Origin of the sequence: Arthrobacter gengyunqii (genome assembly GCF_023022985.1) — a bacterium.
GTDB lineage: Bacteria > Actinomycetota > Actinomycetes > Actinomycetales > Micrococcaceae > Arthrobacter_B > Arthrobacter_B gengyunqii.
This window is the reverse complement of the sequence record NZ_CP095461.1, coordinates 1588509-1612831: the sequence shown is the minus strand read 5'-3', so window position 1 is coordinate 1612831 and position 24323 is coordinate 1588509. Positions and strand designations below refer to the sequence as shown.

Genomic DNA, 24323 nt, shown 5'->3' with positions numbered 1-24323 from the left:
CCTTACGGTTGTTCGGTGGTGGGAAGTTCGGGGGTGTGTTGTTCGGAGGTGGGAAGTTCGGGGGTGGGAGGTCCGGCGGCTGGGATCCTTCCGGCCAGCAGGGGAACAAGCCGCAGCCGCAGGTCGGTGCCCACCAGCCGGGCGGCACCGCCGTCGGTCTCATCCCAGCGCCAGCGGGAGGCATCGGCGATGGTGTGCACGCCGAGGTTGGCGAAGGCCGGAGTGCCGGCTCCCAGCAGGACGGGCGCGACGTAGGCGACCAGTTCGTCCGCCAGCCCGGCACGCAGGAAGGCGCCGGCCACCGTGGCACCGCCTTCGATCATGAGGTGGCGCACCCCGCGCCCGTGCAGCTCACGGCAGATTTCCGCCGGATCGTGCTGCGGAAGCTGCAGGAATCGTCCGTCGGTTCCGCGGACGGCCGCGTCTGCCGGAACGGGCCGGCGTCCCACTGCCACCCGCAGCGGCTGCTGCCCGGCATCCTCGCCTTCGGCGTTCCGTGCGGTCAGTCGCGGATTGTCTGCCAGCACGGTGCCGGTCCCGACGACGACGGCGTCCGCCCGGGAGCGGATCACGTGTCCGTCGGCGCGGGCCGCGGTGCCGGTGATCCACTGGCTGGTGCCGTCTTCGGCTGCCGTCCGGCCGTCCAGGCTCTGTGCGGTTTTCACCGTCACGAAGGGCCGTTTTTCCTGTGCGGCACGGATCCAGCGGTGATTGAGGTCCCCTGATTCGGCCGCCATGAGGCCGCCGCGCACCGTGATGCCTGCATCGGCCAGCGCGGCGGCTCCGCCGGCCGCTTCAGCGGTGGAATCGGCTGCGGCGTACACCACCCGCGAGATGCCGGCCTTGATGATCGCCTGCGAGCAGGGTCCCGTCCGGCCGGTGTGGTTGCATGGCTCGAGGGTGACAACCATGGTTGCCCCGGAGACATCCACACCCTGTGCGGCGGCGTTGGCGAGGGCAGCGGCTTCCGCATGCGGGGTCCCGGCACCGCGGTGGAAGCCGCTGCTCAGGACTGCCCCCGCGGAGTCGAGGATGACCGCGCCAACCAGGGGGTTGGCGCCGCGGACGCCTTTTCGGGCCAGGTCCAGTGCGAGAGCCATGGCGCTGCGTTCGGCCGCGCTGCGTTCTTCGGCGCCGGAGGCCGCGATCCCGCCAGCGTCCCTGCCCGCGCCGGTCACCGCATCACCCTGGGATCCGGCATCACCGTCTCAACTTCGGGCTTCTCGTCCTTTTTGGCTTTAGCCCAGACAAAGAACCCGATCAGCGTGAAGATGCCATAGAACACGTACATGAAGGCCGTGGCGTAGTAACCGGCACTGAACAGCAGCGGCACTCCCACAATGTCCACTGCCACCCAGATCAGCCAGAACTCGACCCAGCCCTTGGCCATGCCATAGGTGGCGAGGAGGGATCCCACAAAGGTCCAAGCGTCGGCCCACACCGGCTCATAGGATCCGAGCCGGGCAAAGACCGGAGTGAGGGCGACCGTTCCGATCAGCAGGGCTGCCACCAGGCCCAGACGTTCTTTGCCGGAGGCCCACTGCGGCGTGACCGCGGTGCCGCCGTCGTTGCGGCTTTGCTGCCAGCGGCGCCAGCCGTAGACAGACACCGCGATGAACATGATTTGGCGTCCGGCCTGACCCAGCAGCGTTGCCGAGTCGGCGTCGCCAAAGAGCGATCCAAGGAAGACGGTGAGCAGAAGAGCGTTGCCGATGATGCCCACCGGCCAGGCCCAGACTTTGCGGCGCATGCCGCCGAGGGCGCTGAGGAGCCCGAAAACATTGCCTACGACCTCGCGGACCAGCAGGGATGAAGATCCCACCGGCACCTGAGCTTCAAAGAGCCACCGCAATAAATCCATGTCGTTCCTATCCGTGAGCGGCGGCTCCGGGGGTACGACAGTACGGTGCATCGACAGCTGGGTCCCCGCTTGAGGGGACGTTAACCGTCGGTTCAACAAACTGCACGTGCTTCTCCCATCCAGACTTTAACTGTCGGTACTGGAATTTCACCAGTTCAACCGCACTGCATTTCCCCAGGCTGGGGAGCTGCAGTGCGGGTCGCGGACTATAACCGCCGGTTCGGAATTACACCGACCCCGGAGCACGATTGATAAGACCCATTGTTACACAGCCGCACGGAACACTCGCGAAATTTGCGTGAAGCTTAAAGTAATATTCGTCACATAGCGCGGGAAGGCGCACGACGTCGGTACGAGCCGTTAGCGCGAAACGGCCTCCGCGGCGGCGCGCAGCTTGCTGATGGCATCATTCGGATCGCCGCTTCCGTAGACGGCCGATCCGGCGACGAAGACGTTCGCACCGGCCTCCGCAGCGCGCTCAATGGTGTCCGCGGAAATTCCGCCGTCCACCTGGATGGCCACCGGCAGGTTCGAGCCTCGAACGGCGTCTGCGGCACGGCGGATCTTGGGCAGCGTGACGTCCAGAAACTTCTGCCCGCCGAATCCCGGCTCCACGGTCATGATCAGCAGCATGTCCAGCTCCGAAAGCATGTCCAGATACGGTTCCACCGGGGTGGCCGGGCGCAGCGCCATGCCTGCCTTGGCGCCGCGGTCCCGGATGTCCCGTGCCAGTTTGATCGGGGCCGCGGCGGCCTCCACATGGAACGTCACCGATGCCAGTCCCAGTTCCGCGTACAGGGGGGCCCAGCGGTCGGCGTCGGAAATCATCAGATGCGCGTCCAACGGCAGCGCCGACACTTGCTGGATCCGTTCCACCACGGGCAGCCCGATGGTCAGGTTCGGGACGAAATGGTTGTCCATCACGTCCACATGGACGGCATCGGCGGTGCTGATCCGCTCGAGTTCAGCCTGCAGGTTGACGAAGTCGGCCGAGAGGATGCTCGGGTTGATGCAGCACGTGCTCATGGTTCTCCTTTAGAGGACGGGTTAGACCTTGCGGCGGATGAGGGCCAGGAACATCGCATCGGTCTGGTGGATGTGCGGCCACAGCTGCGCGGTCAGTTCATGTCCGGCGCCCAGATTCCCCGTCAGGCTGGCGTTGTCCAGCGCGGCACCGGCGTCCAGCAGTTCCAGGTCGTTGCGCAGCCGCAGCACATCGGCGACGACGGCGGTGGTCTCCGCCGGGTGCGGCGAGCAGGTCACGTAGCCCACCACGCCGCCGGGCTTCACGGCGTCCACCGCTGCGGTCAGCAGTTCACGCTGCAACGCACCCAGCTCCCCCACATCCGTGGGCTTGCGGCGCCACCGCGATTCCGGCCGTCGGCGCAGTGCGCCCAGACCCGTGCACGGTGCGTCCACGAGGATGCGGTCGAAGGTCTCCGGGTACTGCTCGGCGATGCTGCGTCCGTCTCCGGTGCGCACGTCCCAGACCTCCCCCGGCACGGCCTCCAGCGCCTGTCGGACCAGCTTGGCGCGATGGGCCGCCGGCTCATTGGCCAGCAGGATGGCACCCTTCTCATTGGCCAGGGCCGCCAGCAAAGCCGCCTTGCCGCCGGGTCCGGCGCAGAGATCCAGCCACTGCTCGCCGTCGCGGCTGCCGTCGGCGGTCCGGTCACCGATGTCCACCGCCGCCAGGGCGCGTGCCACCAGTTGGGAGCCGGCATCCTGGACCCGGGTGGTGCCGGCGCGGACGGAGTCCAGGCGTCCGACGTCGCCGGCCGAGTAGAGGGCCGAGTCCACCACGAGTTCGCCGTCCACGGCTCCGGCTTCGCGGGCTTCGTCCAGGCTGCCGAGTCCGGGGAGGGCGACAAGGTTCACTACGGGAGCGTCGTTGTCCGCCTGCAGCAGGTCAGTAATTTCCTCGACGCTGCGGCCGTGGGCCACCAGGGACTGGCGCAGGGCGCGGACAATCCACTCGGGGTGGCTGTGTTCAATGGCGGCGCGCTTGGTAGCGTCCGTTTCATTGCGGGTAAGTTCTTCGAGCCAGGTGTCCAGGTCGCGTGCTGCCACCTTGCGCAGCACGGCGTTGATGAGTGCTGACGGTCCGGCACCGATGACGGCGCGGGCCAGACCCACGGTCTGGTCCAAGGCCGCATGAGCAGGGACGCGCATGGCCAGCAGCTGATGCGCACCGATCCGCAGGGCATCCAGCACGGCGGGGTCCAGCTTCTCCAGCGGACGGTCCACGCACTTGGCCAGGATGGCGTCATAGGTTCCCTGGCCGCGCAGGGCGCCGTAGGCCAGTTCGGTGGCGAAACCGGCGTCGCGCTTGTCCAGCTGGTGCTTGCGAATGCTCTTGGGCAGCACGAGGTTGGCGTACGCGTCGTCCTCGGAAACGGCGCGGAGCACCTCGAAGGCCACCAGGCGCGCCGGATCCGCCGCGCGGGTGCGCTGGCCCGGCGCCTGTTTGGTGTAGCTGCGCACGGAGGGTCGGCTGCGTTCGTGCCCCTTTTCGTTGCGTGCCTTGTTGCCCTGGGCTGAACGGGCTGAGGGCGTGTTGTTCTGCGGGGTGCTGCTCTGGGGGGTCATTCGAAGACCACGTCCTCACGGTTGGCCAGGCCGCGGGCCCAATCGGCCCCCGGCATCATCTTCTTGCCGGCGGGCTGAACCTGCGCCAGTTCCAGGCCGGACGAACCGGTGCCAACAACGGCTGCTGCCTGCGCGCCGCCGCTGAAGCGGACCTGGCCGGGGGCCAGATCGGTAATATCGGGGCGCAGCACCGCCGAGCCGATCTTGAAGCGGGCACCGTCCCAGGTGGTCCAGGCTCCCGGTTCCGGCGTGACGCCGTTGATCCGGCGGCGGATGGCCAGGGCCGGCTGGCTCCAGTCCACCCGTGCGTCGTCGATCGTCAGTTTGGGGGCAAGGGTGATGTCCCCGGACTGCGGCACGGCGTGCGCGGTGCCGGCTTCGATGGCGCTGAGCGTCTGCGCAAGCAGCACGGCACCGCTGTGCGAAAGCCGTTCCAGCAGGGCACCGCTGGTGTCCTCCGGGTGCAGTGTCTCGGTCAGCTGGCCGTACACGGGCCCGGTGTCCAGGCCCTTTTCCAGCAGGAAGGTCGAGGCGCCGGTGACGTCGTCGCCGTTAATGACGGCGTGCTGCACCGGGGCTGCGCCGCGCCACGCCGGAAGCAGGGAGAAGTGCAGGTTGATCCAGCCGTGTTCGGGGATGGTCAGTGCCCGCTCGGGAATAAGTCCGCCGTAGGCAACAATCGCGGCAACGTCGGGGTTGGCGGCACGGATGGCGGCAACGGCGTCGTCGTCAATCTTTGCTGCGCGGATCACCGGCAGGCCCAGTTCCTCGGCGCGGGCGGCTACCGGCGACGGGGTAAGGGTGCGCTTGCGGCCCAGAGGTGCATCGGGCCGGGTCAGCACGGCGACGACGTCGAAACCGGCTTCCAGCAGAGCGTCCAGGGACGGGACGGCGACGGACGGGGTGCCGGCGAAAAGTACGCGCATGGCCACGGGCCGTCAGGCCTTTCCGCGGGTGCCTGCGCCGGCGCCAAAGGTGCCGCCGCCGCCAAAGGACGCTCCGGCACCGAAGGCTGAGCCAACGGTCTGGGCGCGCTCCGCCGTCGTGCGTCCGGCAATGGCGTCATAGTCCGCCTGGCGAATGGCACGCAAGGCCTTCTTGCGGTTTTCGCCCTCGAGCCGGTCGATGTACAGCACGCCGTCCAGATGGTCGGTTTCATGCTGGAAGGCGCGGGCAAGCATTCCCTCGCCCTCGAGCGTGACGGGGTTGCCGTCCTTGTCCACGCCGGTGACGCGGGTCCAGCGGCTGCGTGGGACGGGGTAGCCCAGGCCGGGGATGGAGAGGCAGCCCTCCATCTGGTCTTCCTGGCGATCCTCGCTCAGTTCCAGGACGGGGTTGACGACGTGTCCGGACTGACCATCGATCCGGTAGGTGAACACCCGGAGGCTGACGCCCACCTGGGGCGCGGCAAGACCGGCGCCTTCAACATCCTCCATGGTTTCTTCCATGTCGGCGACGAGCTTGGCCAGCTCCGGCCCGAAGTCCGTGACCTCCTCGGCAGGGGTCCGCAGGACGGGGTCGCCGATAATCCGGATGTTCAGGATTGCCATCTAGGTTTCGTTCCTTACTGTTACTGCACTGCTGACTGATGTGTTGCTCAGGTAACCAGTCTAGTTGTGCCGGGCGTGTCACCGCGCCCCCGTGCGTCCGGATCCGGGCGCACGGCCTATCTGGGCGAGGTCTGGGGCGCCCGGACGGCGTGGGCTCCCACTGCCGGCGGCGCAATGGGCAGGAGCGCGCGTCCGGCGGCAGCGACGTCGTACGAGGTTTGCCACAGACGCCGCAGCGCACAGAACTTGAACCAGTGCTGCGGCAGAACGGCCGGGTTGGCGCGCATGGGGCGGACTTCCGTCTGCCCGACGGCGACGCCGAGCAGCAGCGGGTCCTCACCGTAAGCCCACGGCTCCCAGACGCCCTTACCGGCATCCACCAGGGACTCCTTGGCCTTCATGCCGGCCACGAGCTGCATGACCACCTTGTCATCCAGCGGCTTGACCTGCCCGTCGCGGTCGGTGTTCTTGGTCTTGTAGTCAATCAGGCAGAGGCGTCCGTTAATGCGGGCCACCAGGTCCAGTGTTCCGGCGTAGCCCACTTCGTCATTCCACACGGTGATTTCCGGAGCGAGCGGTTCCACCTGATACAGGTCCCACCACTCATCGAACCGGTCTGCGAACTGATGCTCTCCGTGTTCCTGGAGGGCGGTTCGTGCCGCTTCAAGCTCATGCGGGAGGTTCAGGGCGCGCAGGGAAACCTGCTCACAGTAGTAATGCACCCGGGTTCCACGTTCCGCTGCCTGGTCGCGGTAACGCTCCGACGCGCGCGCAGCTTCCTTCACAACGCCGCGCAGGGCACCGGGATTGCCGAGGCTCGCCGCGAGCCGGGGATCCTTGACGACGGCGGTGGCGGCCATGTGCCCGTGCCACCCGTCCAGAGAGGTGGATCCTTGGGCGATGACCGTGGTGATGGACGGTACCGCAGGCGGATCAGTGAGGGATCGGGAGTACATCCGCCCGAATTCTGTCGAATGTGCCAGTGCTGGTTCAGTCATATCTTCAGTTTGCCATCCCGCACTGACAGAAGTTCGCGGGCCCCTCCGGGACACGGGAGGCGGCCGTGAGGCGGGCAACGACACCGGCTGGCTTGAACCAAATCTGCTGCAGGAGGCTGCCTGGACATAACAAAAGAGGCCCCCGGGCGGGGACCTCTTTTGCAGTACTTGGTGGGCGATACTGGGTTCGAACCAGTGACCTCTTCGGTGTGAACGAAGCGCGCTACCACTGCGCCAATCGCCCCCTTGCTGCGTCCCGTTTTCAGAACCGCAACGTCTAAAGATGCTAGCCCAGATCGGTGCTGGGGCCAAACCGGGGCTCAACGGACCTGAGACGGACAGGATTAAGGCTGGGCAAATGTACTCCTGGCCCCCCGCCGTCGTACACCTGGACCGATGGAGACACCTCCCGTGGACCTGCCTAACCACCCTGGCCGAACCAACCTGGCCGACACTTGCAGTACATGTACCCCTCGTATCCACCGTCCCCACCTGCGACGACGGCAGTGATTCGATTCCGTACGCCGCCTGGGCGCAAATCTGACCCGATTGGACGAACCACGAATAGTCCTATAGAGTTTTTCTTCGTTGGAAAGCGGGAGTTCGCCGCGAAAAGCGAAAGCGATTCGAGGTCAAATACCCCGGCTTTTACAGCATGCGGACGTAGCTCAGCTGGCTAGAGCACCACCTTGCCAAGGTGGATGTCGCGGGTTCGAATCCCGTCGTCCGCTCGCAAGTCACTGTACAAACCGGTTGATTCTGACCGGTCGGCCTATGCTCACGCAGCGGTCACGGTGGGGTGGCCGAGAGGCGAGGCAGCGGCCTGCAAAGCCGTATACGCGGGTTCGAATCCCGTCCCCACCTCCACAGAGGATTTGCAAGCCCTTTGGGCGCGATTGGCGCAGCGGTAGCGCGCTTCCCTGACACGGAAGAGGTCACTGGTTCGATCCCAGTATCGCGCACTACAGTTTGGCGTTTTGGCGCACAACTGTGTTTTTTGCGGACGTAGCTCAGCTGGCTAGAGCACCACCTTGCCAAGGTGGATGTCGCGGGTTCGAATCCCGTCGTCCGCTCTCTTGACCGCATCGTTTCTTCCCCGGGAGTTCCGATGCTTCAAGCGCGATTGGCGCAGCGGTAGCGCGCTTCCCTGACACGGAAGAGGTCACTGGTTCGATCCCAGTATCGCGCACGGACAACCTCGGTTGTCTTGTTTTGCGGACGTAGCTCAGCTGGCTAGAGCACCACCTTGCCAAGGTGGATGTCGCGGGTTCGAATCCCGTCGTCCGCTCGAACAGCTGCTCTTTGGAGCGGCGAAACAGAAGGAGCAGGCCATTTATTTGGTCTGCTCCTTCTGCGTTTAACTGTCGACTTCATCCTGTCGGTTCCACTCCGGGATTAGAATCTCCTCCACAGGTTGCGGCTTGCTGTGGGAAACAGATTTGTATCCACAAAAATCGGAAACACTTTCGAACGGCCCGGTCCACACTGCGATTCTTGAGTTATGGAAGATGATCTGCGAGACCGGGCACCACACGGCGATTCAGCGGCCTTTCCCCGGAACGATGCGCCGAACCGCCTATCCCCCGACCTCTCCGCCGAGCTCTCCCCGAACCCCTCCCCCGGCACATTTTCCGCCGGCATCCGCACACCGGGCGCTGGACTCAACAATTTCCTTCCTGCCGTCCGCGCCGTTGTCTCGGCTTTCAACAAACAAGCACCCCTGCTGTCCTCCGCAGAACTTGTGTCCATTGCTGCGGACACTGAGGAACTGTCCCGCTTGGTGGATCACCTGCAGATAATGGCCGCTGCGGCCCTCGAACGTGCACGCATTTCGACCGAGACCACCGATTCCTGGGCCGACTCGTCAGGGGAGCTCCAACAGGAATATAAGAGCACGGCTGAATATTTGTGCCATCGGCTTCGGATTAGTCGCCGTGAAGCATGGCGGAGAATCCGTCTGGGTTCTTCGCTCACCTCCTCGACCGGCATAGCCGGCCAGCGCATAGACCCGGAGTTTTCCGTCCTGGCAGAGGCAGCAACAAGCGGGCGCCTCTCGGGCGAGGCAGCACAACTTGTCAGCCTGGCGATGAAACGCGTCCAGGGCTGCGGCACGGTCGAGGACCGGACAGCCATGGAGACAGGCCTGACTGACGTTGCTGCCAGCCAAGACCTTGACGCCCTCAATGTCGTCGCCAACGCCTGGGTCAATCACCTCGATCCGGACGGCACACAGCCCACCGAGCAACAGAAGGCCGAATTGCAGGGATTGTTTATTCGCCGCAACTGCCGCGGACTGCGCCGGCTGGACATTTATGCCACAGAGGACCAATTTGAAACACTGATGACTGCACTGTCGCCCGGAACGAATCCGCGGGTCGGCACGCCGGAGCCCGCTGGTGGCACCTGTGTGGACCTCGAAGGCAAGGAACGCGCGGTCCCGCCGGACACCCGCAGTTATCCGCAGAAGTGCCTGGACGGTTTGGTCGCATCCTGTGCGATGGCTCTGTCCATGGGCCAGCTCCCCAACAATGGCGGATCCAAGCCGCAGGTTATGGCGGTCATTCCCTACGACCTGCTGAGCGAGAGCCTGAACGGGACCGGAACGGGAGGCTCGGACAGGCCAAGGACAGCGCCGCAGAGGACACCGGAGGGCGGGATGCTGACTTTTGCGGGGCCCGTCCCTGTCTGCCAGATCCGCCGGATCGCCTGTGATGCGGACATCATCCCGGTGGTCCTGAGCGGGGAGAGCAGAATCCTCGACGTTGGAACGGCATCCCGCTACTTTCCTCCCTACCTGAGAAGAGCGCTGGTTGCCCGTGACCGCGGATGCGCGTTCCCGGGATGCACCGCACCAGCACCATGGTGCGAAGCCCACCACATCTCCTATTACTCGCATGGAGGCTCCACCGGAACCGACAACGGTGTAATGCTCTGCGGGTTCCACCATCACTTGATCCATCGGGGAAAGTGGCGGATCAGCGTCCTGCGGGGTGCCCCCTGGTTCATACCGCCAACTTACGTGGATCCCTTCCAGGCACCGCTGAGGAATACGTATTTCCATCCCCTCCGACTCCACCGGGTTCCGCCGGCTTAGGGTCCAGAGAAGTCCCCAGAATTCCAAGGCTGCACTCCTTGGTCCTTATACTCAGCGGGCTTATCATTGACGGTGAACGGGAAACGTCTGGTTTCCCCAGTGAAAGGAGGTGGTCCGTGTCTGTATTTGACGGGCTCAAGGGCAAGGCCGGAGAGCTGAAGGACAAGGCTACCGAGCTTGTGGGCGAGAATGCCGACAAGATCAAGGGCGGCATCGGTCACGCGGGGAAATTTGTCGACGAGAAGACCGGTCGAAAGTACTCGGACAAGATCGATGGCTTCCAGAACAAGGCCTCTGAAGCGGTGGACAAGGTTGACCGCAAGCAGGGTCCCGCCACGGGAACCGAACCCGGACCAACTCCTCCGGCCGTATAAGTTCAAGAGCACGACAGAGGGTCCTGGTCCCGCCGCGAGGCGGTGCCAGGACCTTCGTCGTTAACCGGGCCCCGCCGCTGCCGACCGTGCGGAGGGTTCCGCGGACGGTGGTCGTCGGGCATCGGCTTCCTTCGCCCTTCTTGTGGGTTTGGCGGAAGTGGGAGATATTGATAGCGCCCGGACGAGGTTGGTGGGACTCAGGGCACAACAAGTGTCTCGCTGATACCACCGATATGCAGGTTTGGATCCGGACAAACCCGTATGTCGGTGGTCCTTGCAACCTCGTAAAGACAAGGCGGATCTCCCATGACATATCTCGTCGGCTCCCACCATGTGACCCTCTCTGTGGGCAGGGCCCAGGAAGACGTGGACTTCCACACCAGGATCCTCGGCATGCGCTTTATCAAGAAGACCGTGCTGTATGACGGCTCCACCCCCGTCTACCACCTCTACTACTCCAATGCCGACGGAGATCCCTCTTCGGTGGTGACCACGTTCCCGTGGGCCCAGCACGGGATCTATGGCACCCGCGGAACCAATCAGGCCCGGGAGGTACTGCTCTCGGTCCCCGCCGATTCGTTGGATTTCTGGGCCAGCCGGCTCACCGCCCACGGGGTGGAGAATGAACAGATCGAGCTCTTCGGGGAACGGCGGGTGGCATTTCGTCATCCGTCCGGGATCGAATACCAGCTCGTAGGTAGCGCAGGGGATCCCCGCCGGGGGTTCACCGGCCATGGTGTAACTCCTGAGGCGGCAATCCACGGTATCCACGGCGTCGGCATTCATGTCTACGACGCAGAACGCATGGTCGACTTCGGCAACGAGGCGTTCTTTGCCAGGGGACAGATCCTGGAGGAGGGCGAGCGGGCGCGCTTCCAAGTCGGCAAGGACGACTACGGCAACTGGATCGAGCTCACCGGAAACCGAACGGATGAACAGGGTACCTGGCGCTACGGGGCCGGAACGTATCACCACTTCGCCTGGAATCTGGACACGCTGGCTAACCAGGAACGGGCGAAGTTTGAAATAGAGGGTGCCGGATACACCGATATTTCGGAGTTGAAGGACCGGACCTACTTCAAATCCCACTACGTCCGCTCCCCCGGTGGCGCGCTGTTCGAGCTCGCTGTCACGCACGACGACGGTGGCTGGGACTGCGATGAGTCACCCGAGGAACTGGGTCGCGCTTTCATGCTTCCCCCGCAGTTTGAGCATGAGCGTGAGCACATTATGTCTCAGCTCGAGCCCGTCACCACAGACGAAGACTAAGCCAGGCGTGCAAACCAACCAGCATCTGTTGCAGAGCCCCGTTAGCTACGGGGCCCCGGTGGAGCAAGCCGGCCTGGTTGTCTACGGGGTCCACGGCCGGGGTCAGGCGCCGGAGTTCATGATGGAGGTTGCCGACCGTGTGGACCTGCCCGATGTGGCGTGGCTGTTGCCGGCTGCCCATGACCAAAGCTGGTACCCACAGAGCTTCCTGGCAGCCCTCAATGAGAATCAACCGGCGTTGGATGATGCATTGGAGACCGTCAGGACGCACTTGGACGGTGTGCGGGGCCGCCGGGATGGTCCGCCCGTGGTGGTGTTTGGATTCTCCCAGGGTGCGTGCCTGCTCTCCGAGTATCTCTTACGGAATCAGCCGAATCTGGCCGGAGCAGTGCTGCACACCGGCGGGTACCTCGGCCCGTCCGAACGGGATTGGGCCGTTTCCGACCGGTTCACCATGGCCGACCTGACGGTACGGATGTTTACCGCCCGCAACGACTCGTGGGTTCCGCTGCACCGTGTCGAAGCCACAGGGCTGGCCTTCCGTTCCCTCGGGGCCACGGTGGAGCTGACGGTGTACGACGATCCTGACCACCACGTCAACGACGACTCCGTCGACGCTCTCCGGCGTTATTTCCGCCAGGTGACGGGATCGTCTCCAGGCCATAAGGCCACCGGGCCCCAGCCTGCCGGGCACTGATCAATACCCGGCAGAACAGATCAATACCCGGCAGAACAAGTCGGAGTGTCAGACCGAGGCCGGGGCAAGAACCACGTCGAACCGTGTTCGTGCCCAGCCGGTGGAGCCCACATCCCGGCCATCCGGGGTGGGGACCTCGGCTTCCTGGACTTCGAACTTCTTGATCAGGGAGTCCTTGACGCCGAACACGGAGTCACCGATCTCCAGCTGCGGGTCACCTTCGACGAATATGTGCGTGATGAGCGTCCGCAGACCGGGGGCAGTGACCATGAAGTGGAGATGGGAGGCCCTGACGGGTGACCGGCCCACAGAGTCGAGCAGCCTGCCCACCGGCCCATCATTGGGTATTGGATACGGAGTGGGGGTCAGACCCCAGAACGCGTACTGTCCTTGATCATCCGCGTATAAGTGGGCCCGCCCTGCTACCCGCTTGTCTGAGTACTGAACGTCGTAGAGACCATCCTCGTCGGCCTCCCACACCTCAATCCTTGCCCCGGGGACCGGGTTGCCGTCGGTGTCCCTGACAGTCCCCTCGACCCAGCAGGGCTGGCCGGCGGCATCGCCGGCGATGTCGCCGCCATGGGAGATTTCCGGAGCGTCTTCGACAAAGAACGGTCCAAAAACGGTGGCCTCAGTGGCGTCTTTGTAGGACTCGTTGTTGACGGCGATAACCTGCATCGAGGCGCCCAGTACATCGGACAGCAGGACAAATTCCTGACGTTTATCGTCGGTAATCTGACCCGCGGCGGTAAGGAAGGCGATGGCGGCGTTCCACTCATCCTCTGTCAGCCGCACATCCCGGATGAACCCGTGCAAATGTTGAGTGAGGGACTGCATCACCTGCTTCAGCCGTTCGTTGCCGCAGTTCTCGAAGGACCCCACCACCCGGTCCACAAGCTCCTGTTCCATCCGTTGCTGTGCACTCATCTGTTGAGGGGCGTTCACACTCTGCCGGGCGTTCATCCGGAAATCAGAGCTATTGGTCGCCCCGGTATCGTTGCGGGTCATATCCGTATCTCCTTACGTGTACGTGAGGTTCGTGGGGTCAGCGCCGTTCAGCGCCCCGGTCAGCAGCTCGGTCAGGTTCGCAGCGGATACCGGCCGGGGGTTGCCTGCCGGGATGGCAGGCAGGGCAAGCTCGACAGCCTCCGCGACGCCCTCGAGGGCAAAGCCGTAGTCCTTCAACGCGTTGGGGGCGTCGAGTTCACCGCACAGGAGCTGAAGCCCTTCGATGGCCGTGTCCGACCCCAAGGCTGCAGCCGTGCGAGCCTCAGCCTCTGGCGCTGCCGGGGCGTTGAAGGCCAGCACATAGGGAAGCACGGCGGCATGGGTCTGCGCATGGGGCAGGTTGAACGTCCCGCCGAGCACATGGCAGATTTTGTGGTGCATCCCGGACCCCGCGGAGGCGAAGGAGACCGCGGCCAGGTACGCCCCGTAGAGGGTCTGTTCCCGGCCGGTCACAGCCGACGGATCCGCCTTGATCAGCCGGAGCCCCTCGGCCAGAGCCCGAATGCCCTCTACCGCCAGAGCCGCATTGATGGGGTCCGCCCGCGGGCCCCAGAGCGAGTCGATGCAGTGGGCCACCGCGTTCAATCCGGACGCCACCGACATGTCCACCGGCAGCTCGAGGGTCAACGCGGCGTCATACACCACGGTGGCCGGCAGGACCCGGTTGTCCACCCCGGTGGTCTTGCGGCCGGCTTCGGTCAGGCCCCACACGTTGGTGGCCTCGGACCCGGCGTACGTCGTGGGAACTGCGATGATGGGAATCCCGGTGGACAGCGCGACAGCCTTCGCAAGTCCGGTGGTGGACCCGCCCCCGATACAGATGAGCAGATCGATCTCCGCACCGCCGGCCGCGGCCCGCGCAGCTTCGGCCGTTTCCACCGGCACATGCATGACGACGTCGGTATGCCACAGCGTGACGTCAATCCCGGCAGCAACCTTCCGTGCCATCGACAGATGGGATTCCGATGTGATGACCATGACTTTTGTCGCACCAAACCGTGCAACCTCAGCGGCAAGGTTCTCCGCCGCCCGGCCGGATCCAAACAGGACCCGCTGCCCCAGCGTCGTATGCTCGAAGGTGAGGTTCATACCTCGCCCCCGCGGCCCAGGATGTGAGACACAGCGCCACGGAGCGCCGCTTCCGGATTATCCGGCAGACGCTGCGCCCGCCAGCCCACATGCTTGTCCGGCCGAACCAGCACCGCACCGTCCTCGTCCACCCCGCGCAGCCGTTCCCAGTCGAAGTACAGGTCGGTGACTTCCCGGCCGGGTCCGATCACCACAGTCTCTACGTCGATTCCGAGCTGGCCGGAGACCTTTCGGGCAGCGTTGGCCCACTCCTCACCGGCGATCCCCGTGAACAGCGTGAATTTGCCGTAGACGGCTAAATCGTGGGTGGACAGCTTCCGCTGCCAGTCGCCAACCCAGGCGTGCGGCAAACGGACGCCAGGGTAGGTCGACGGCTCGTAATAGAGTTCCGGGTCGCGGGCTGCGGCAGGCCGCTCTCCCTCGCTGCTCTCCGTCACGACGGCGCCGGAACGGTAGTGCTGACCAAGTTCCACCCCGTGGGCATTGAATTCGTAGTTCTTGATTTCCATGGCCTCCCGGACAGCTGCCCGCTTGGCGACGCCGGCCGGGCTGTTCTCCTTGCGGGACTCGATGGCGGCGTGCATCTGAGCCTCCGTTACCGCCTCAGTGAGTCCGAGCGCTTCGAAAAGCTTGACGAACTCACGGCCTGATTGATTGGCACGCGTGACAATCTGCTTGGCCACCCCAGCTCGTTCTGATGTGTACGTGTCCAATAGGGATGCTTCGGCCTGCCCGTTCAGGACGGCTGCGAGCTTCCAGGCCAAGTTGTAGGAATCCTGAATGGAGGTGTTCGAGCCCAGGCCGTTGCTGGGAGGATGTTTGTGAACGGCATCGCCGGCGCAGAACACCCTGCCGGACTGCAGCGAAGTGGCGTACTGCTCGTTGTTGCCCCACAGGGAGATGCCGGTGATCTCGGCGTCCAGATCCGGCACGCCGATCAAGTTCCGCACTATTTCCAGGGCGTCCTCGTCCGAGACCTCAGGGGTGCCCTGCGTGATGTCGAAGCCCCACACGACCAGCCATTCGTTCCACGGCCGGACCATGCGCACCAGGCCCGCGCCGATGCCGCCAATATTGGAGCCGGGCTGGATCACCCAGTAGAGAACGGAGGGGCGGTGTCCCACGAGCTGGGCCAGATCGGCCTTGAACGTAATATTCATCGAGCCCGCGATATCCATCTGTCCCTCCATCGGGAGGCCGATATCCGCTGCAACTTTCGACCTGGCGCCATCGGCTCCAATCAGGTACTTGGTGCGGATGGTGTACTCGTGGCCGGTCAGACGGTTGAGGACGCGCACGGAGACTCCGTCCTTGTCCTGACTGTGGGAGAGGTACTCGGTGGAGAACTGGGCCTGCGTGCCGCGCATGGTGGCGTTGCGGACCAGGATCGGCTCCAGGAGCGTTTGAGGAATGTCGCAATTCAGCGACGGCGAGGCCAGCTCGTACTCGGCGTGCCGCGTTGGGTGGTTGCCCCAGGTGAGGATGCGCCCAATCTCTTCGCCGGCGAGGGACGTGCAGAAGACGGTGTCGCCAATCATGTGGTGGGGCGTGGCATCAGCCAGGACCTGCTCCTCGATCCCGAGGTCCCGAAAGATCTCCATGGTTCTCTGGTTCGTGATGTGGGCCCGGGGAGTGTTCGCGGTCCAGCGGTACTTGGTGATCATGATGTTCGGGACCCCCAGCGAAGACAGGAACAGGGCGGCGGATGAACCGGCCGGACCCGAACCAACGATCAACACATCGGTTTCTACTACGTTTCCTTCCGGTGTTTGGGTCCCCGCAACGCCGTCATGGAAAACAACCATGGATACTCCTTGAGCTCCGGGCCGGCAACGCTGCCGGCAGCTTTCCCTTCATCTTGCCCGAATCAGCATTACCCGTGGGCTGCACCGGCTGTGACGGCGGAAACCGTCAAGAATGGTCCGCCCATCCTCCCCATCGTCCCCCAGTCCCCCGTCCCCAGTCCGTCCCCAGTCCCGCTGGACGCGACACCAATATCAGGCCAGCAGCTCGCGGCGATGAGGCAGCGGCGGCACCCCGAAACCGGCACGGTAACTGCGTGAAAACTGGGCATGGGAGGAAAACCCGCAGCGGACCGCGACGTCGGCGATGGAGAGGTGCACGGCTTCGGCTGAGCCCAGCAGCCGATGCGCTTCCTTGAGGCGTGCGGCGAGGATGCTCTGCGGAACGGTCCGCCCGGCCAGCGAGAAAAGGCGGGAAAGCTGGCGCTCGGAGATCCCTGCCGCCGCCGCGATGCCTGCGGCCGAGAGTTCAGGGCGCCGATAGTGTGTTCGGATGAACTGCTCAGCTACGCCGAGATGGTCCCGGGCAGACCCGCCGACCAGCAGATCGGCAAACCGGCCGAGGATTCCCTCCTCCAGGAACTCCCAGTCCGCCGATCTGCCGGCAATGGCAGCGCCAAGCAGCCGGGCCAGAGCGGCCGCGGCAGGATTGGAGGTGCCGGCAAACTCGAAAGTAATCGGACGAGGCAGGTTTGGGGACCCGACAGCACGGGTGAGGGCAACCCTGGGAACCTTGACCGCCAGCTCCGCCAATCCCTGAGCGAACCCGCGTTCAAACGGCTGGTCCGCATCCACGATGATGCCCTGCCCGGGAGCAACAGTTTCGCAGCCCTCCGCGTGCAGGAACTGACCGGTCCCGCGGAGGGCAAAATAGGCAACGGCTCCGTGGGCCGGGGTCCTCGCGATGTGGACAGGGCGGCGGGCAACCCGGTGCGCCGAACCGGTGACGTGAGCAAGCTGCAAGCGGGGCAGCGCAAGGGTCAGCTCGGTGGCGCGGAAATCCGCTCCGGGATCGGTCTGGGCCGTCAGCCCCACCAGCGCACGTGCGTTGTGCCTCTCCCACTGGGAAATACGTCGCGTCTCTGGCAGGGATTCCGTGGTGAACCGCGTGAACCCCGCTGCCCGCGAGGCAGCAGCATGTGTCATGGGACACAGTATAAGGACGTTTCAGAAGAAGGACGTCCCCCGACCGCACCGTCCGGTCAACCCCGCTGTCAAACCATGGCCAAGCGGTTAGGCGGCTTCTCCGGTCTGGCCTTCGCGGGCCAGCGCAGTGAGCCGGGAAACGGCCCGGAAGTACTTCTTCATGTAACCGCCGTTCATCATTTCCTCTGTAAACAGCTGGTCAAACGGAACACCGCTGGCAAGGATCGGAACGTCTTTGTCATACAACCGGTCAGCCAGCACCACGAACCGCAGGGCGACGGACTGCTCGGTAATGGTGGTGACGTTGTGCCAGGCAACAGCATCCACACCCTCGATCAGCGTGCGGTAGCGGCTCGGGTGAACGGTGGAAAGGTGGTTGATGAGGGTGGTGAAATCATCGTCCGCCACAACCTTGCCGCTGAACTCCGCAGCCACTCTACTCTCGAGTTCGCTTTCGCTCACAGGGTCCGGAGACTGCGGCAGCCCGCGGTGCCGGTAGTCTTCGCCGTCAATGCGGACGACGTCGAACTGATCTGCCAGGACCTGGATCTCACGCTGGAAGTCGACGGCGGCAAAACGGCCTTCGCCGAGGGATCCCGGCAGCGTGTTGGACGTGGCGGCAAGCTTGACGCCGGCGTCGGCCAGTTCCCGCATCAAACGCGACATCAGGACGGTGTCGCCCGGATCATCCAGTTCGAATTCGTCAATGCAGACCAGTTTGTAGGTGCTCAGGGCATCAACGGTTTTGCGGAACGAGAGGGCGCCCACCAAGTTGGTGTACTCCACGAAGGTTCCAAAGGCTTTCGGACCCTCAACAGCGTGCCACAGTGAGGCGAGCAGATGGGTCTTGCCGACGCCGAAACCGCCGTCGAGGTAAAAACCGGCCTTGGAGTCGGGCTTCCGTGCGCCAAAAAGCTTCCGCAGGCCGGTGGGCTCGGGCACGTCGACGGCGACAGCGAAGTCCCGCATGGCGCTGACAGCCTTTGCCTGGGACGGCTGGGCGGGATCCGGACGGTAACTGTCGAAGGAAACTTCACCGAACCGGGGCGAGGGAAAGAACCCCTTCAGCAGTTCGTCGGTCGAGACCTGGGGAGTCCGCTCTGCAAGGTGCTCCGCTTGTGCCACTGTGCGCAATTCCGTCCATCCGATGTAAATAGCTGTCAATGGTCCCGCGGTGATGCGGACAGTGGTACCAGGCCTGCCGCCGACAAAATGCCGCCGATGCAACGATACGCCAACAGTGCGTTGGGGCCGGTTACAGGACGCCCTGTTTCGGCGGCCGACGAGAGTCCGGACACCGTCGGCCAGCCTCCGGACACCGTCCGGCGAGAGTTCGCCCAGCCTGCAGGAAGTTTTCGTCCCCGCACATCGTTAGGCTAGAGGTAAGCCCGTGCCGCCGCTTTCGCGTCCGGCAGCAGACATACAGAACCCGAAAGAGGCCGCGTACATGTCGATTGCCCCTGACACCGCATCCAAGTTTTCCGAATATGCCCACCCCGAGCGCCTGGTGTCCACGCAGTGGCTGGCCGAGAACCTGGATGCCGAAGGCCTGGTGGTTCTTGAATCCAATGAGGACATCCTGCTGTATGAGATGGGCCATATCCCGGGCGCGCGGAAAATCGATTGGCACACCGACCTCAACGACGCAGACACCCGTGACTTCGTCGACGGTGAAGCATTCGCCCAGCTAATGTCCCGCAAGGGCATCACCCGCGACTCCACCGTGGTGATCTACGGCGACAAGAGTAACTGGTGGGCCGCTTATGCTCTCTGGGTCTTCACCCTCTTTGGCCACGAAGATGTCCGCCTGGTCGACGGCGGCCGGGACAAGTGGGTTGCCGAGGGCCGGCCGATGACCACGGACAAGGTCATCGTGGACGCCACAGACTACCCCGTGGTGGAGCGCAACGACGCAAAAATCCGCGCCTTCCTGCCCGACGTCGTCGGCCACCTGGGCAAGGGACCGCTGATCGACGTCCGCTCCCCCGCCGAATACACCGGCGAACGCACCCACATGCCCGATTACATGGACGAGGGTGCCATGAAGGGCGGCCACATCCCGACCGCCAAATCCGTGCCGTGGGGCAAGGCCGCCGCCGACGACGGCACGTTCCGGCCCCGCGAAGAACTCGAAGCCCTCTATAAGGACGGCGCCGGGCTGCGGGAGGGCGACGACGTCGTGGCCTACTGCCGCATCGGCGAACGTTCCAGCCACACCTGGTTTGTCCTCAAGCACCTGCTTGGCTTCGATTCCGTGCGCAACTACGACGGATCATGGACCGAGTGGGGCAACGCCGTGCGTGTGCCGATCGCCCGCGGCGAAGAGCCCGGCAACGCGCCCCGCTGATCCCCGCCGATCCATATCCTTCGAAAACGCAGAGAGATTACCCCCATGAGCACCACCCCCGAAACCGCCATCCCGGATTCTCTGGCGGAGATTGTTGACGATTTTCAGGCCCTGGAAGAGGCCGAGCGGCTGGAGCTGCTGCTGGAGTTCTCCCGCAGCCTGCCTGACCTGCCTGCCGAGATCGCCGACCGTCCCGAACTGTTGGAACAGGTGATCGAGTGCCAGTCGCCAGTGTTCCTCAGCCTGGACGTGGACGACTCCCCCGAGCATTTGGTGTCCCTGTTCTTCAAGGCACCGCCGGAGGCTCCCACCACTCGCGGCTTCGCCAGCGTGCTGTATGAAGGCCTGAACGGGCTGCCGGCACAGCAGATCCTCGCCGTCCCTGCGGATGTTCCTGACCGTCTGGGCCTTACGCGCGCCATTACACCGCTGCGCATGCGCGGCATGTCAGCCATGCTGGGACGTATCAAGCGCCGCCTGGCCGAGCACGAAAAGCTCAACCAGGGCTAAGCAGGGCAGCACTGCACAGGCAGCGTCAGTCGCCGACAGGAAGGCCGGAGCGATGGCAGGGAACCGGGACAAGCATTCGGGCAAGCATCCGGATAAACATGCGGGCAAGGGCGCGACGCCGGCCACCCGGCTGCTGGACGAAGCCAATGTTCCGTACACGGTGCGTCACTATGAGCACGACGACGGCGCCCCCTCCTACGGCTTGGAAGCAGCGGAGAAGCTCGAGCTGCCGCCGGAGGCCGTCTACAAAACGCTGATGGTGGATCTGGGCGGCCGGCTGGCAGTAGCCATGGTGCCGGTCGCGCTGAACCTGGACCTGAAGAAATTCGCCGCGCTGATGGGGGCGCGCAAGGCCGTGATGGCAGACCGGCACGAAGCGGAGAAGCGGACGGGCTACGTGGTGGGAGGAATTTCACCGCTGGGACAGAAGCATCCCTCCCGTGCGGGAATCGACAACCGCGTGGAACTGCTGGACACCGTCTATGTGTCCGGCGGCCGCCGCGGTCTGCAGATTGGACTCTCACCCTTTGATCTGATCCGGCTCACGCATGCCGTCGCTGCGCCGATCGGTACGGCGGGGTCATGACGGAACCGGTTATGCTTCTCTTGCACTAAACAGGCCACATGAGTATGGGGGAACCGGCGCATTGGGTGAAAGAAGAACGAGACGGCTGAAAGAGCTGGCACCGGCTACTGCATCAGCGGATCTGCCAAAAAAGCCGCCGAGATCGTTCTTGAGCAACCTGCTTTTCTGGGGAACCGTATCCATATTGGCGGTCGTCATCTTGTTGAGTTCGGTTGGAGCGTGGGCTCTGGGCGCCTACGACGACGGCCATCGGGATCGAATCGAATGCACTGTAACTGGTGCCGTAGCCGATGATGGCAATCCCATGGGCCGTCGTTCCTGGTCCACGCCGGCTGTCGAGATCAGCACTTCCGATTGCGGGGCTCTGGTGTTCACCGGCGGATCCGGCAAGGACGCAGAAAATGCCATAGCGGAGGAACTGGCACAGGGAGGACGCTTCTCGTTTGAGATGGGGCAGGCGACCCGGTCGCTGAGCGGGTTCTTTGACGCCGCCGGCATTAGCTGGAGACCAGAGGTTTTGTCCTACCAGAAGATCGACTGAATCAGCCGGCGGCTGCTTCCGTGCTTTCCTGAGCTAGTGCTTCCGAAGGTGGTGCAGCGCGTAGCCGCAGCTGAGCCGACGGCGCTGCGGATCGGAGCTTAACCAGTCATCGGAAGTCCCGTTGGGGAACTCCATGCTGATGACGTCTACGAGATCCTGCGGCTGATCGAAGGTCCAGCTGCTCATCACCCGCGTAGTGGACGCGCCGCGTTCAGCCCACCATTTGCTGATGTAATCGCCGTCGCCCTGACCTGCTGAGGCGTTGGCAGCCTCGAGCAGGATGGCGAAGTCGCCCTCGAGCTGGTCGTTGTCGATCACCACCAGCGCGCCGCCCGGACGCAGCACCCTCAGCACTTCCTCGAGCCCGGCCGAGCAGTTGTTGTGCGGCGAGGGAAAGAAGTAGGCGAACCGGGCGTGGACAACGTCCACCGAGGCGTCAGGCAGCGGGATGTGCTCCGCGGAACCGTGGAGAACGGAGGCTCCGCCGGGCCTGGACCGCGCGGCCCCGAGCAGCTCGGGGTCCGGCTCCACTCCGATCACGGTTGCTGCCTGTTCGGCGTAGCGCGGAAGCCAGAAACCAGTGCCGCAGCCGAGGTCCAGAATGGTGCGGTCTTCCCAGGGAGCCAGCCGCGCCAATTCCGCCCAGACAAGCCCTTCACGGTCCAGGGCTTCATTCTCGATCTCGTACAAATCCGGGTGCTCACCCTGGTTCCAGGCGCGGAAGAAGTCCGCCGGCGTTGCGGTGTTGTCGCTGTCCAGCATTCGCATGTCCCCCGTAGATGTCTGTCTGCGTCTGAACCTACCTGATGACACCCTGCTTCCTTCACCGCGATCCTGTCCGATTCAGGGCAGGATGAGGTGGTGACTGATCAGCAACGCTTTTTGAGCTGTATTCAAGAGAACCCGGTCAACCGGCAAATCCTCGAGCTGGCTCCGCGGCTGGGCGTAAGCGACTGGTGGTTAACGGCCGGGGCGTTGTTTCAAACTGTCTGGAATGTGCTCGACGGCAGGGATCCGGGTGCCGGCATCCGCGACTATGACCTTTTCTACTTTGGCGACGACACTTCCTACGCAGCTGAGGACGCGGTAATCCGGCGTGCCCGGCAGCTCTTTCGGGACGTTCCCGCGGAAGTCGAGGTCCGCAACGAAGCCCGGGTGCACCTCTGGTACGAGGAGCACTTCGGTGTCCCCGCCGCGCCGTTCACCAGCGCCACCGACGCGATCGACCACTTCGCCGCGAAGACGTGCTGCTTTGGCGTGACCGCCTCCCGCGACGGCAGCCTCACCACATACGCGCCGCACGGGTACGCCGATCTGTTTGCTCGCAGAATTGTGCCGAACCCGGTTTTGGCTCCCAAGAACGTTTATCTGGCAAAGACCGGGCGCTGGATCCGGGAATGGCCGTCACTCACCGTCCTGCCGTGGCCACTGTAGCCAGGAGCAGTTGCGATTCCCGCCGCAGTCAGCCCGCCCTTATGCCTCCGACCGGCGCACGGCCGGATGCCGCGTGCGGCCCAGAGTGTTGTTCAGCCAGACCAGGACCGTGGTCTCCCACCGTTCGGGGTCCACGTTGTACTCCTTGGTGTGGCCGGCCTGGGTGAAAGGCTCAAATGTAATGACGTCCGCGTTCTTTTCCGCCAGCTCCGCTGACGGCCCGTAGGGCACAAAGTCATCATCCTTACTGTGCAGGATCAAGGTGGGGATGCGGATTTCTTCGGCTCGGGTCACCCAGTCCATGCTCTTCAGGTCCAGCGGAGCAGCCAGCCCGGTCAGCGCCCGGCCCGCCGCATTGGAAATCAGCCACTGTCCCAGCCGTCCGGCCTGCGCCGGGATTCGGTTGAGACGGGCATGGTGGGCCAGCACGTCAACCCAGTTGATGACCGGACCATCCAGTACCAGGGCGCGGATATGCCGGCTCAACGGAGAACGATCGGCGGCCTGCAGGCTGATGGCTCCTCCCATCGACCACCCGAACAGAACAACATCCTTCGCGCCGTGGGCCAGGGCGTAGCGGATGGCGGCTTCGACGTCGTGCCATTCCGTGAGGCCCAGACCGTACCGGCCGTCGGACGCATAGGGAGCTTCGCCGTCGTTCCGGTACGAAATGAGCAGGCTCGTCAGTCCAGCCGCGTGGGCGGTGCGCACCGCCCGCAGGCATTCGGTCCGCTGCGCGCCGCGGCCGTGCACCATGATGGCCCAGGTGGTGGCATCCGGGTCTGCCCGAACGAGCCAGGCGGGTGCCATGCCCCCGTCGACGGGGACATTCACTTCCTCCTCTGCCAGGCCGACGGCCGACGGCGAGGGATAGATCGAACCGCTCCACCAGCCGCGCACGGCTTTGGCGAGATCGCCGCTGTAGATTTCTTCAACGTCGCGCTGCACCGTGCCCTCGCGCGGCACGTAGGAGCGGATGGCTCCAATCCGTGCGTGGCCGGCCCCGCCGTCAAAGTACAGGCTGTAGGTTCCGTCCACCGTGGTGTCCTCATTAGCGGGCAGAATGATCTGCTTGCCGTGCTCCGAGTCGAACACGGCGAGGATCTCCAGGTTGGCATCCCGGGTGCGCCGCGGGGTGACCACCTGGCGGGCAAAATAGACGCCCAGACCCGACGTTGCGGCAAAAAGTGCAGTGGTTGCCGCCGCGCCGACCCCGGCGCCGAACGCCGTCCACTTGATCCACGGTGCGGATAGCCCGGTTGCCGGAGCGGGAACGTTGGAAACAGCCGGGAACGGAAGCACGGGGATGGAGATAGGCATACCTCCATTCTTACCGACGGATTCGTGGGCTGTGGCTATGCCATGCCGCCGCGACGCGAAGTGTTGCTGCCGCCACACCCCGGCCGACCTGTGACGCCGCCCGGAGTC

The 24323-nt window shown here is 64.4% G+C and carries 23 protein-coding genes, 7 tRNA genes and 1 riboswitch; of the genes, 15 read left to right on the top strand and 15 right to left on the bottom strand.

Annotated elements, in window-relative coordinates:
* Window positions 1–2 precede the first annotated feature (2 nt).
* From ribD to MUG94_RS07300, 8 genes are all read right to left on the bottom strand, one after another.
* On the bottom strand, window positions 3–1178 hold the full coding sequence (ribD, locus tag MUG94_RS07335; protein ID WP_227908590.1) for a bifunctional diaminohydroxyphosphoribosylaminopyrimidine deaminase/5-amino-6-(5-phosphoribosylamino)uracil reductase RibD: 1176 nt from the start codon (window positions 1176–1178) through the stop codon (window positions 3–5).
* Window positions 1175–1861, bottom strand: a complete 687-nt coding sequence (gene pnuC / locus MUG94_RS07330) for a nicotinamide riboside transporter PnuC (protein WP_227908589.1) — start codon at window positions 1859–1861, stop codon at window positions 1175–1177. Before pnuC ends, ribD begins: the two co-directional genes overlap by 4 nt.
* 103 nt (window positions 1862–1964) lie before the next feature.
* Window positions 1965–2110: riboswitch (FMN riboswitch) on the bottom strand.
* 111 nt (window positions 2111–2221) lie between these two features.
* Window positions 2222–2887, bottom strand: coding sequence for a ribulose-phosphate 3-epimerase (gene rpe / locus MUG94_RS07325; RefSeq protein ID WP_227908588.1), 666 nt, complete (start codon window positions 2885–2887; stop codon window positions 2222–2224).
* Between the two features lie 21 nt (window positions 2888–2908).
* Window positions 2909–4450: an RsmB/NOP family class I SAM-dependent RNA methyltransferase gene (locus MUG94_RS07320; RefSeq protein ID WP_227908587.1), complete on the bottom strand. Its 1542-nt coding sequence runs from the start codon at window positions 4448–4450 to the stop codon at window positions 2909–2911.
* Window positions 4447–5376: a methionyl-tRNA formyltransferase gene (gene fmt, locus MUG94_RS07315; RefSeq protein WP_227908779.1), complete on the bottom strand. Its 930-nt coding sequence runs from the start codon at window positions 5374–5376 to the stop codon at window positions 4447–4449. The genes MUG94_RS07320 and fmt overlap by 4 nt, the downstream gene beginning before the upstream one ends.
* A 12-nt stretch (window positions 5377–5388) precedes the next feature.
* Window positions 5389–6000 carry a peptide deformylase gene (gene def / locus MUG94_RS07310; protein ID WP_227889500.1) on the bottom strand — a complete coding sequence of 204 codons (612 nt, stop codon included), beginning with the start codon at window positions 5998–6000 and terminating at the stop codon, window positions 5389–5391.
* Between the two features lie 116 nt (window positions 6001–6116).
* A complete protein-coding gene (locus MUG94_RS07305; RefSeq protein WP_227908586.1) occupies window positions 6117–6998 on the bottom strand; it encodes a cytochrome in 882 nt (293 codons plus the stop codon).
* 169 nt (window positions 6999–7167) lie between these two features.
* A tRNA-Val gene (locus MUG94_RS07300) sits at window positions 7168–7242 on the bottom strand.
* A 413-nt stretch (window positions 7243–7655) separates the two neighbouring features.
* Here MUG94_RS07300 and MUG94_RS07295 point away from each other — a divergent pair.
* From MUG94_RS07295 to MUG94_RS07250, 10 genes are all read left to right on the top strand, one after another.
* A tRNA-Gly gene (locus MUG94_RS07295) sits at window positions 7656–7729 on the top strand.
* Between the two features lie 62 nt (window positions 7730–7791).
* A tRNA-Cys gene (locus tag MUG94_RS07290) sits at window positions 7792–7865 on the top strand.
* 23 nt (window positions 7866–7888) lie between these two features.
* Window positions 7889–7960: transfer RNA gene (locus tag MUG94_RS07285), tRNA-Val, on the top strand.
* A gap of 37 nt (window positions 7961–7997) precedes the next feature.
* Window positions 7998–8071 (top strand) — tRNA-Gly (locus MUG94_RS07280).
* 44 nt (window positions 8072–8115) lie between these two features.
* A tRNA-Val gene (locus MUG94_RS07275) sits at window positions 8116–8187 on the top strand.
* 25 nt (window positions 8188–8212) lie between these two features.
* Window positions 8213–8286 (top strand) — tRNA-Gly (locus MUG94_RS07270).
* A 213-nt stretch (window positions 8287–8499) separates the two neighbouring features.
* Window positions 8500–10092, top strand: coding sequence for an HNH endonuclease signature motif containing protein (locus tag MUG94_RS07265; protein WP_227908585.1), 1593 nt, complete (start codon window positions 8500–8502; stop codon window positions 10090–10092).
* A 116-nt stretch (window positions 10093–10208) separates the two neighbouring features.
* Entirely contained in the window at window positions 10209–10466 is a 258-nt protein-coding gene (locus MUG94_RS07260; protein ID WP_227889497.1) for an antitoxin, read from the top strand.
* 306 nt (window positions 10467–10772) lie between these two features.
* On the top strand, window positions 10773–11735 hold the full coding sequence (locus MUG94_RS07255) for a VOC family protein (RefSeq protein ID WP_227908584.1): 963 nt from the start codon (window positions 10773–10775) through the stop codon (window positions 11733–11735).
* Window positions 11736–11742: 7 nt separating this feature from the next.
* Entirely contained in the window at window positions 11743–12432 is a 690-nt protein-coding gene (locus MUG94_RS07250; RefSeq protein WP_227908583.1) for an alpha/beta hydrolase, read from the top strand.
* Between the two features lie 48 nt (window positions 12433–12480).
* Here the strand turns inward: MUG94_RS07250 and MUG94_RS07245 are convergent, their stop codons facing one another.
* From MUG94_RS07245 to zapE, 5 genes are all read right to left on the bottom strand, one after another.
* On the bottom strand, window positions 12481–13341 hold the full coding sequence (locus MUG94_RS07245) for a dioxygenase family protein (protein WP_227908582.1): 861 nt from the start codon (window positions 13339–13341) through the stop codon (window positions 12481–12483).
* 111 nt (window positions 13342–13452) lie between these two features.
* Window positions 13453–14529, bottom strand: a complete 1077-nt coding sequence (locus MUG94_RS07240; RefSeq protein ID WP_227908581.1) for a maleylacetate reductase — start codon at window positions 14527–14529, stop codon at window positions 13453–13455.
* Window positions 14526–16334: an FAD-dependent oxidoreductase gene (locus MUG94_RS07235; RefSeq protein ID WP_227908580.1), complete on the bottom strand. Its 1809-nt coding sequence runs from the start codon at window positions 16332–16334 to the stop codon at window positions 14526–14528. The genes MUG94_RS07240 and MUG94_RS07235 overlap by 4 nt, the downstream gene beginning before the upstream one ends.
* A gap of 192 nt (window positions 16335–16526) precedes the next feature.
* Window positions 16527–17477, bottom strand: a complete 951-nt coding sequence (locus tag MUG94_RS07230; RefSeq protein ID WP_227908579.1) for a helix-turn-helix domain-containing protein — start codon at window positions 17475–17477, stop codon at window positions 16527–16529.
* An 87-nt stretch (window positions 17478–17564) separates the two neighbouring features.
* Complete coding sequence (zapE, locus tag MUG94_RS07225; RefSeq protein WP_227908578.1) at window positions 17565–18602, bottom strand: cell division protein ZapE; 1038 nt, start codon at window positions 18600–18602, stop codon at window positions 17565–17567.
* Window positions 18603–18924: 322 nt separating this feature from the next.
* Here zapE and MUG94_RS07220 point away from each other — a divergent pair, with 322 nt between their 5' ends.
* The 4 genes from MUG94_RS07220 (at window position 18925) to MUG94_RS07205 (ending at window position 21461) form a co-directional block, all read left to right on the top strand.
* Window positions 18925–19824, top strand: a complete 900-nt coding sequence (locus MUG94_RS07220; RefSeq protein WP_227908577.1) for a sulfurtransferase — start codon at window positions 18925–18927, stop codon at window positions 19822–19824.
* 45 nt (window positions 19825–19869) lie between these two features.
* The gene (locus tag MUG94_RS07215) at window positions 19870–20334 is read left to right on the top strand and encodes a SufE family protein (protein WP_227908576.1); all 465 of its coding nucleotides are present in this window, start codon (window positions 19870–19872) and stop codon (window positions 20332–20334) included.
* A 52-nt stretch (window positions 20335–20386) separates the two neighbouring features.
* Window positions 20387–20920 carry a Cys-tRNA(Pro) deacylase gene (gene ybaK, locus MUG94_RS07210; protein ID WP_227908575.1) on the top strand — a complete coding sequence of 178 codons (534 nt, stop codon included), beginning with the start codon at window positions 20387–20389 and terminating at the stop codon, window positions 20918–20920.
* Between the two features lie 148 nt (window positions 20921–21068).
* Window positions 21069–21461 (top strand): hypothetical protein, encoded by a 393-nt coding sequence (locus MUG94_RS07205; RefSeq protein ID WP_227908574.1) that lies wholly within the window; start codon window positions 21069–21071, stop codon window positions 21459–21461.
* 33 nt (window positions 21462–21494) lie between these two features.
* Here the strand turns inward: MUG94_RS07205 and MUG94_RS07200 are convergent, their stop codons facing one another.
* Window positions 21495–22223 carry a class I SAM-dependent methyltransferase gene (locus MUG94_RS07200; RefSeq protein ID WP_227908573.1) on the bottom strand — a complete coding sequence of 243 codons (729 nt, stop codon included), beginning with the start codon at window positions 22221–22223 and terminating at the stop codon, window positions 21495–21497.
* A gap of 99 nt (window positions 22224–22322) precedes the next feature.
* Here MUG94_RS07200 and MUG94_RS07195 point away from each other — a divergent pair, with 99 nt between their 5' ends.
* Window positions 22323–22895, top strand: coding sequence for a nucleotidyltransferase family protein (locus MUG94_RS07195; RefSeq protein ID WP_227908572.1), 573 nt, complete (start codon window positions 22323–22325; stop codon window positions 22893–22895).
* A gap of 39 nt (window positions 22896–22934) precedes the next feature.
* Here the strand turns inward: MUG94_RS07195 and MUG94_RS07190 are convergent, their stop codons facing one another.
* On the bottom strand, window positions 22935–24215 hold the full coding sequence (locus MUG94_RS07190; protein WP_227908571.1) for an alpha/beta hydrolase family protein: 1281 nt from the start codon (window positions 24213–24215) through the stop codon (window positions 22935–22937).
* Window positions 24216–24323: the final 108 nt, after the last annotated feature.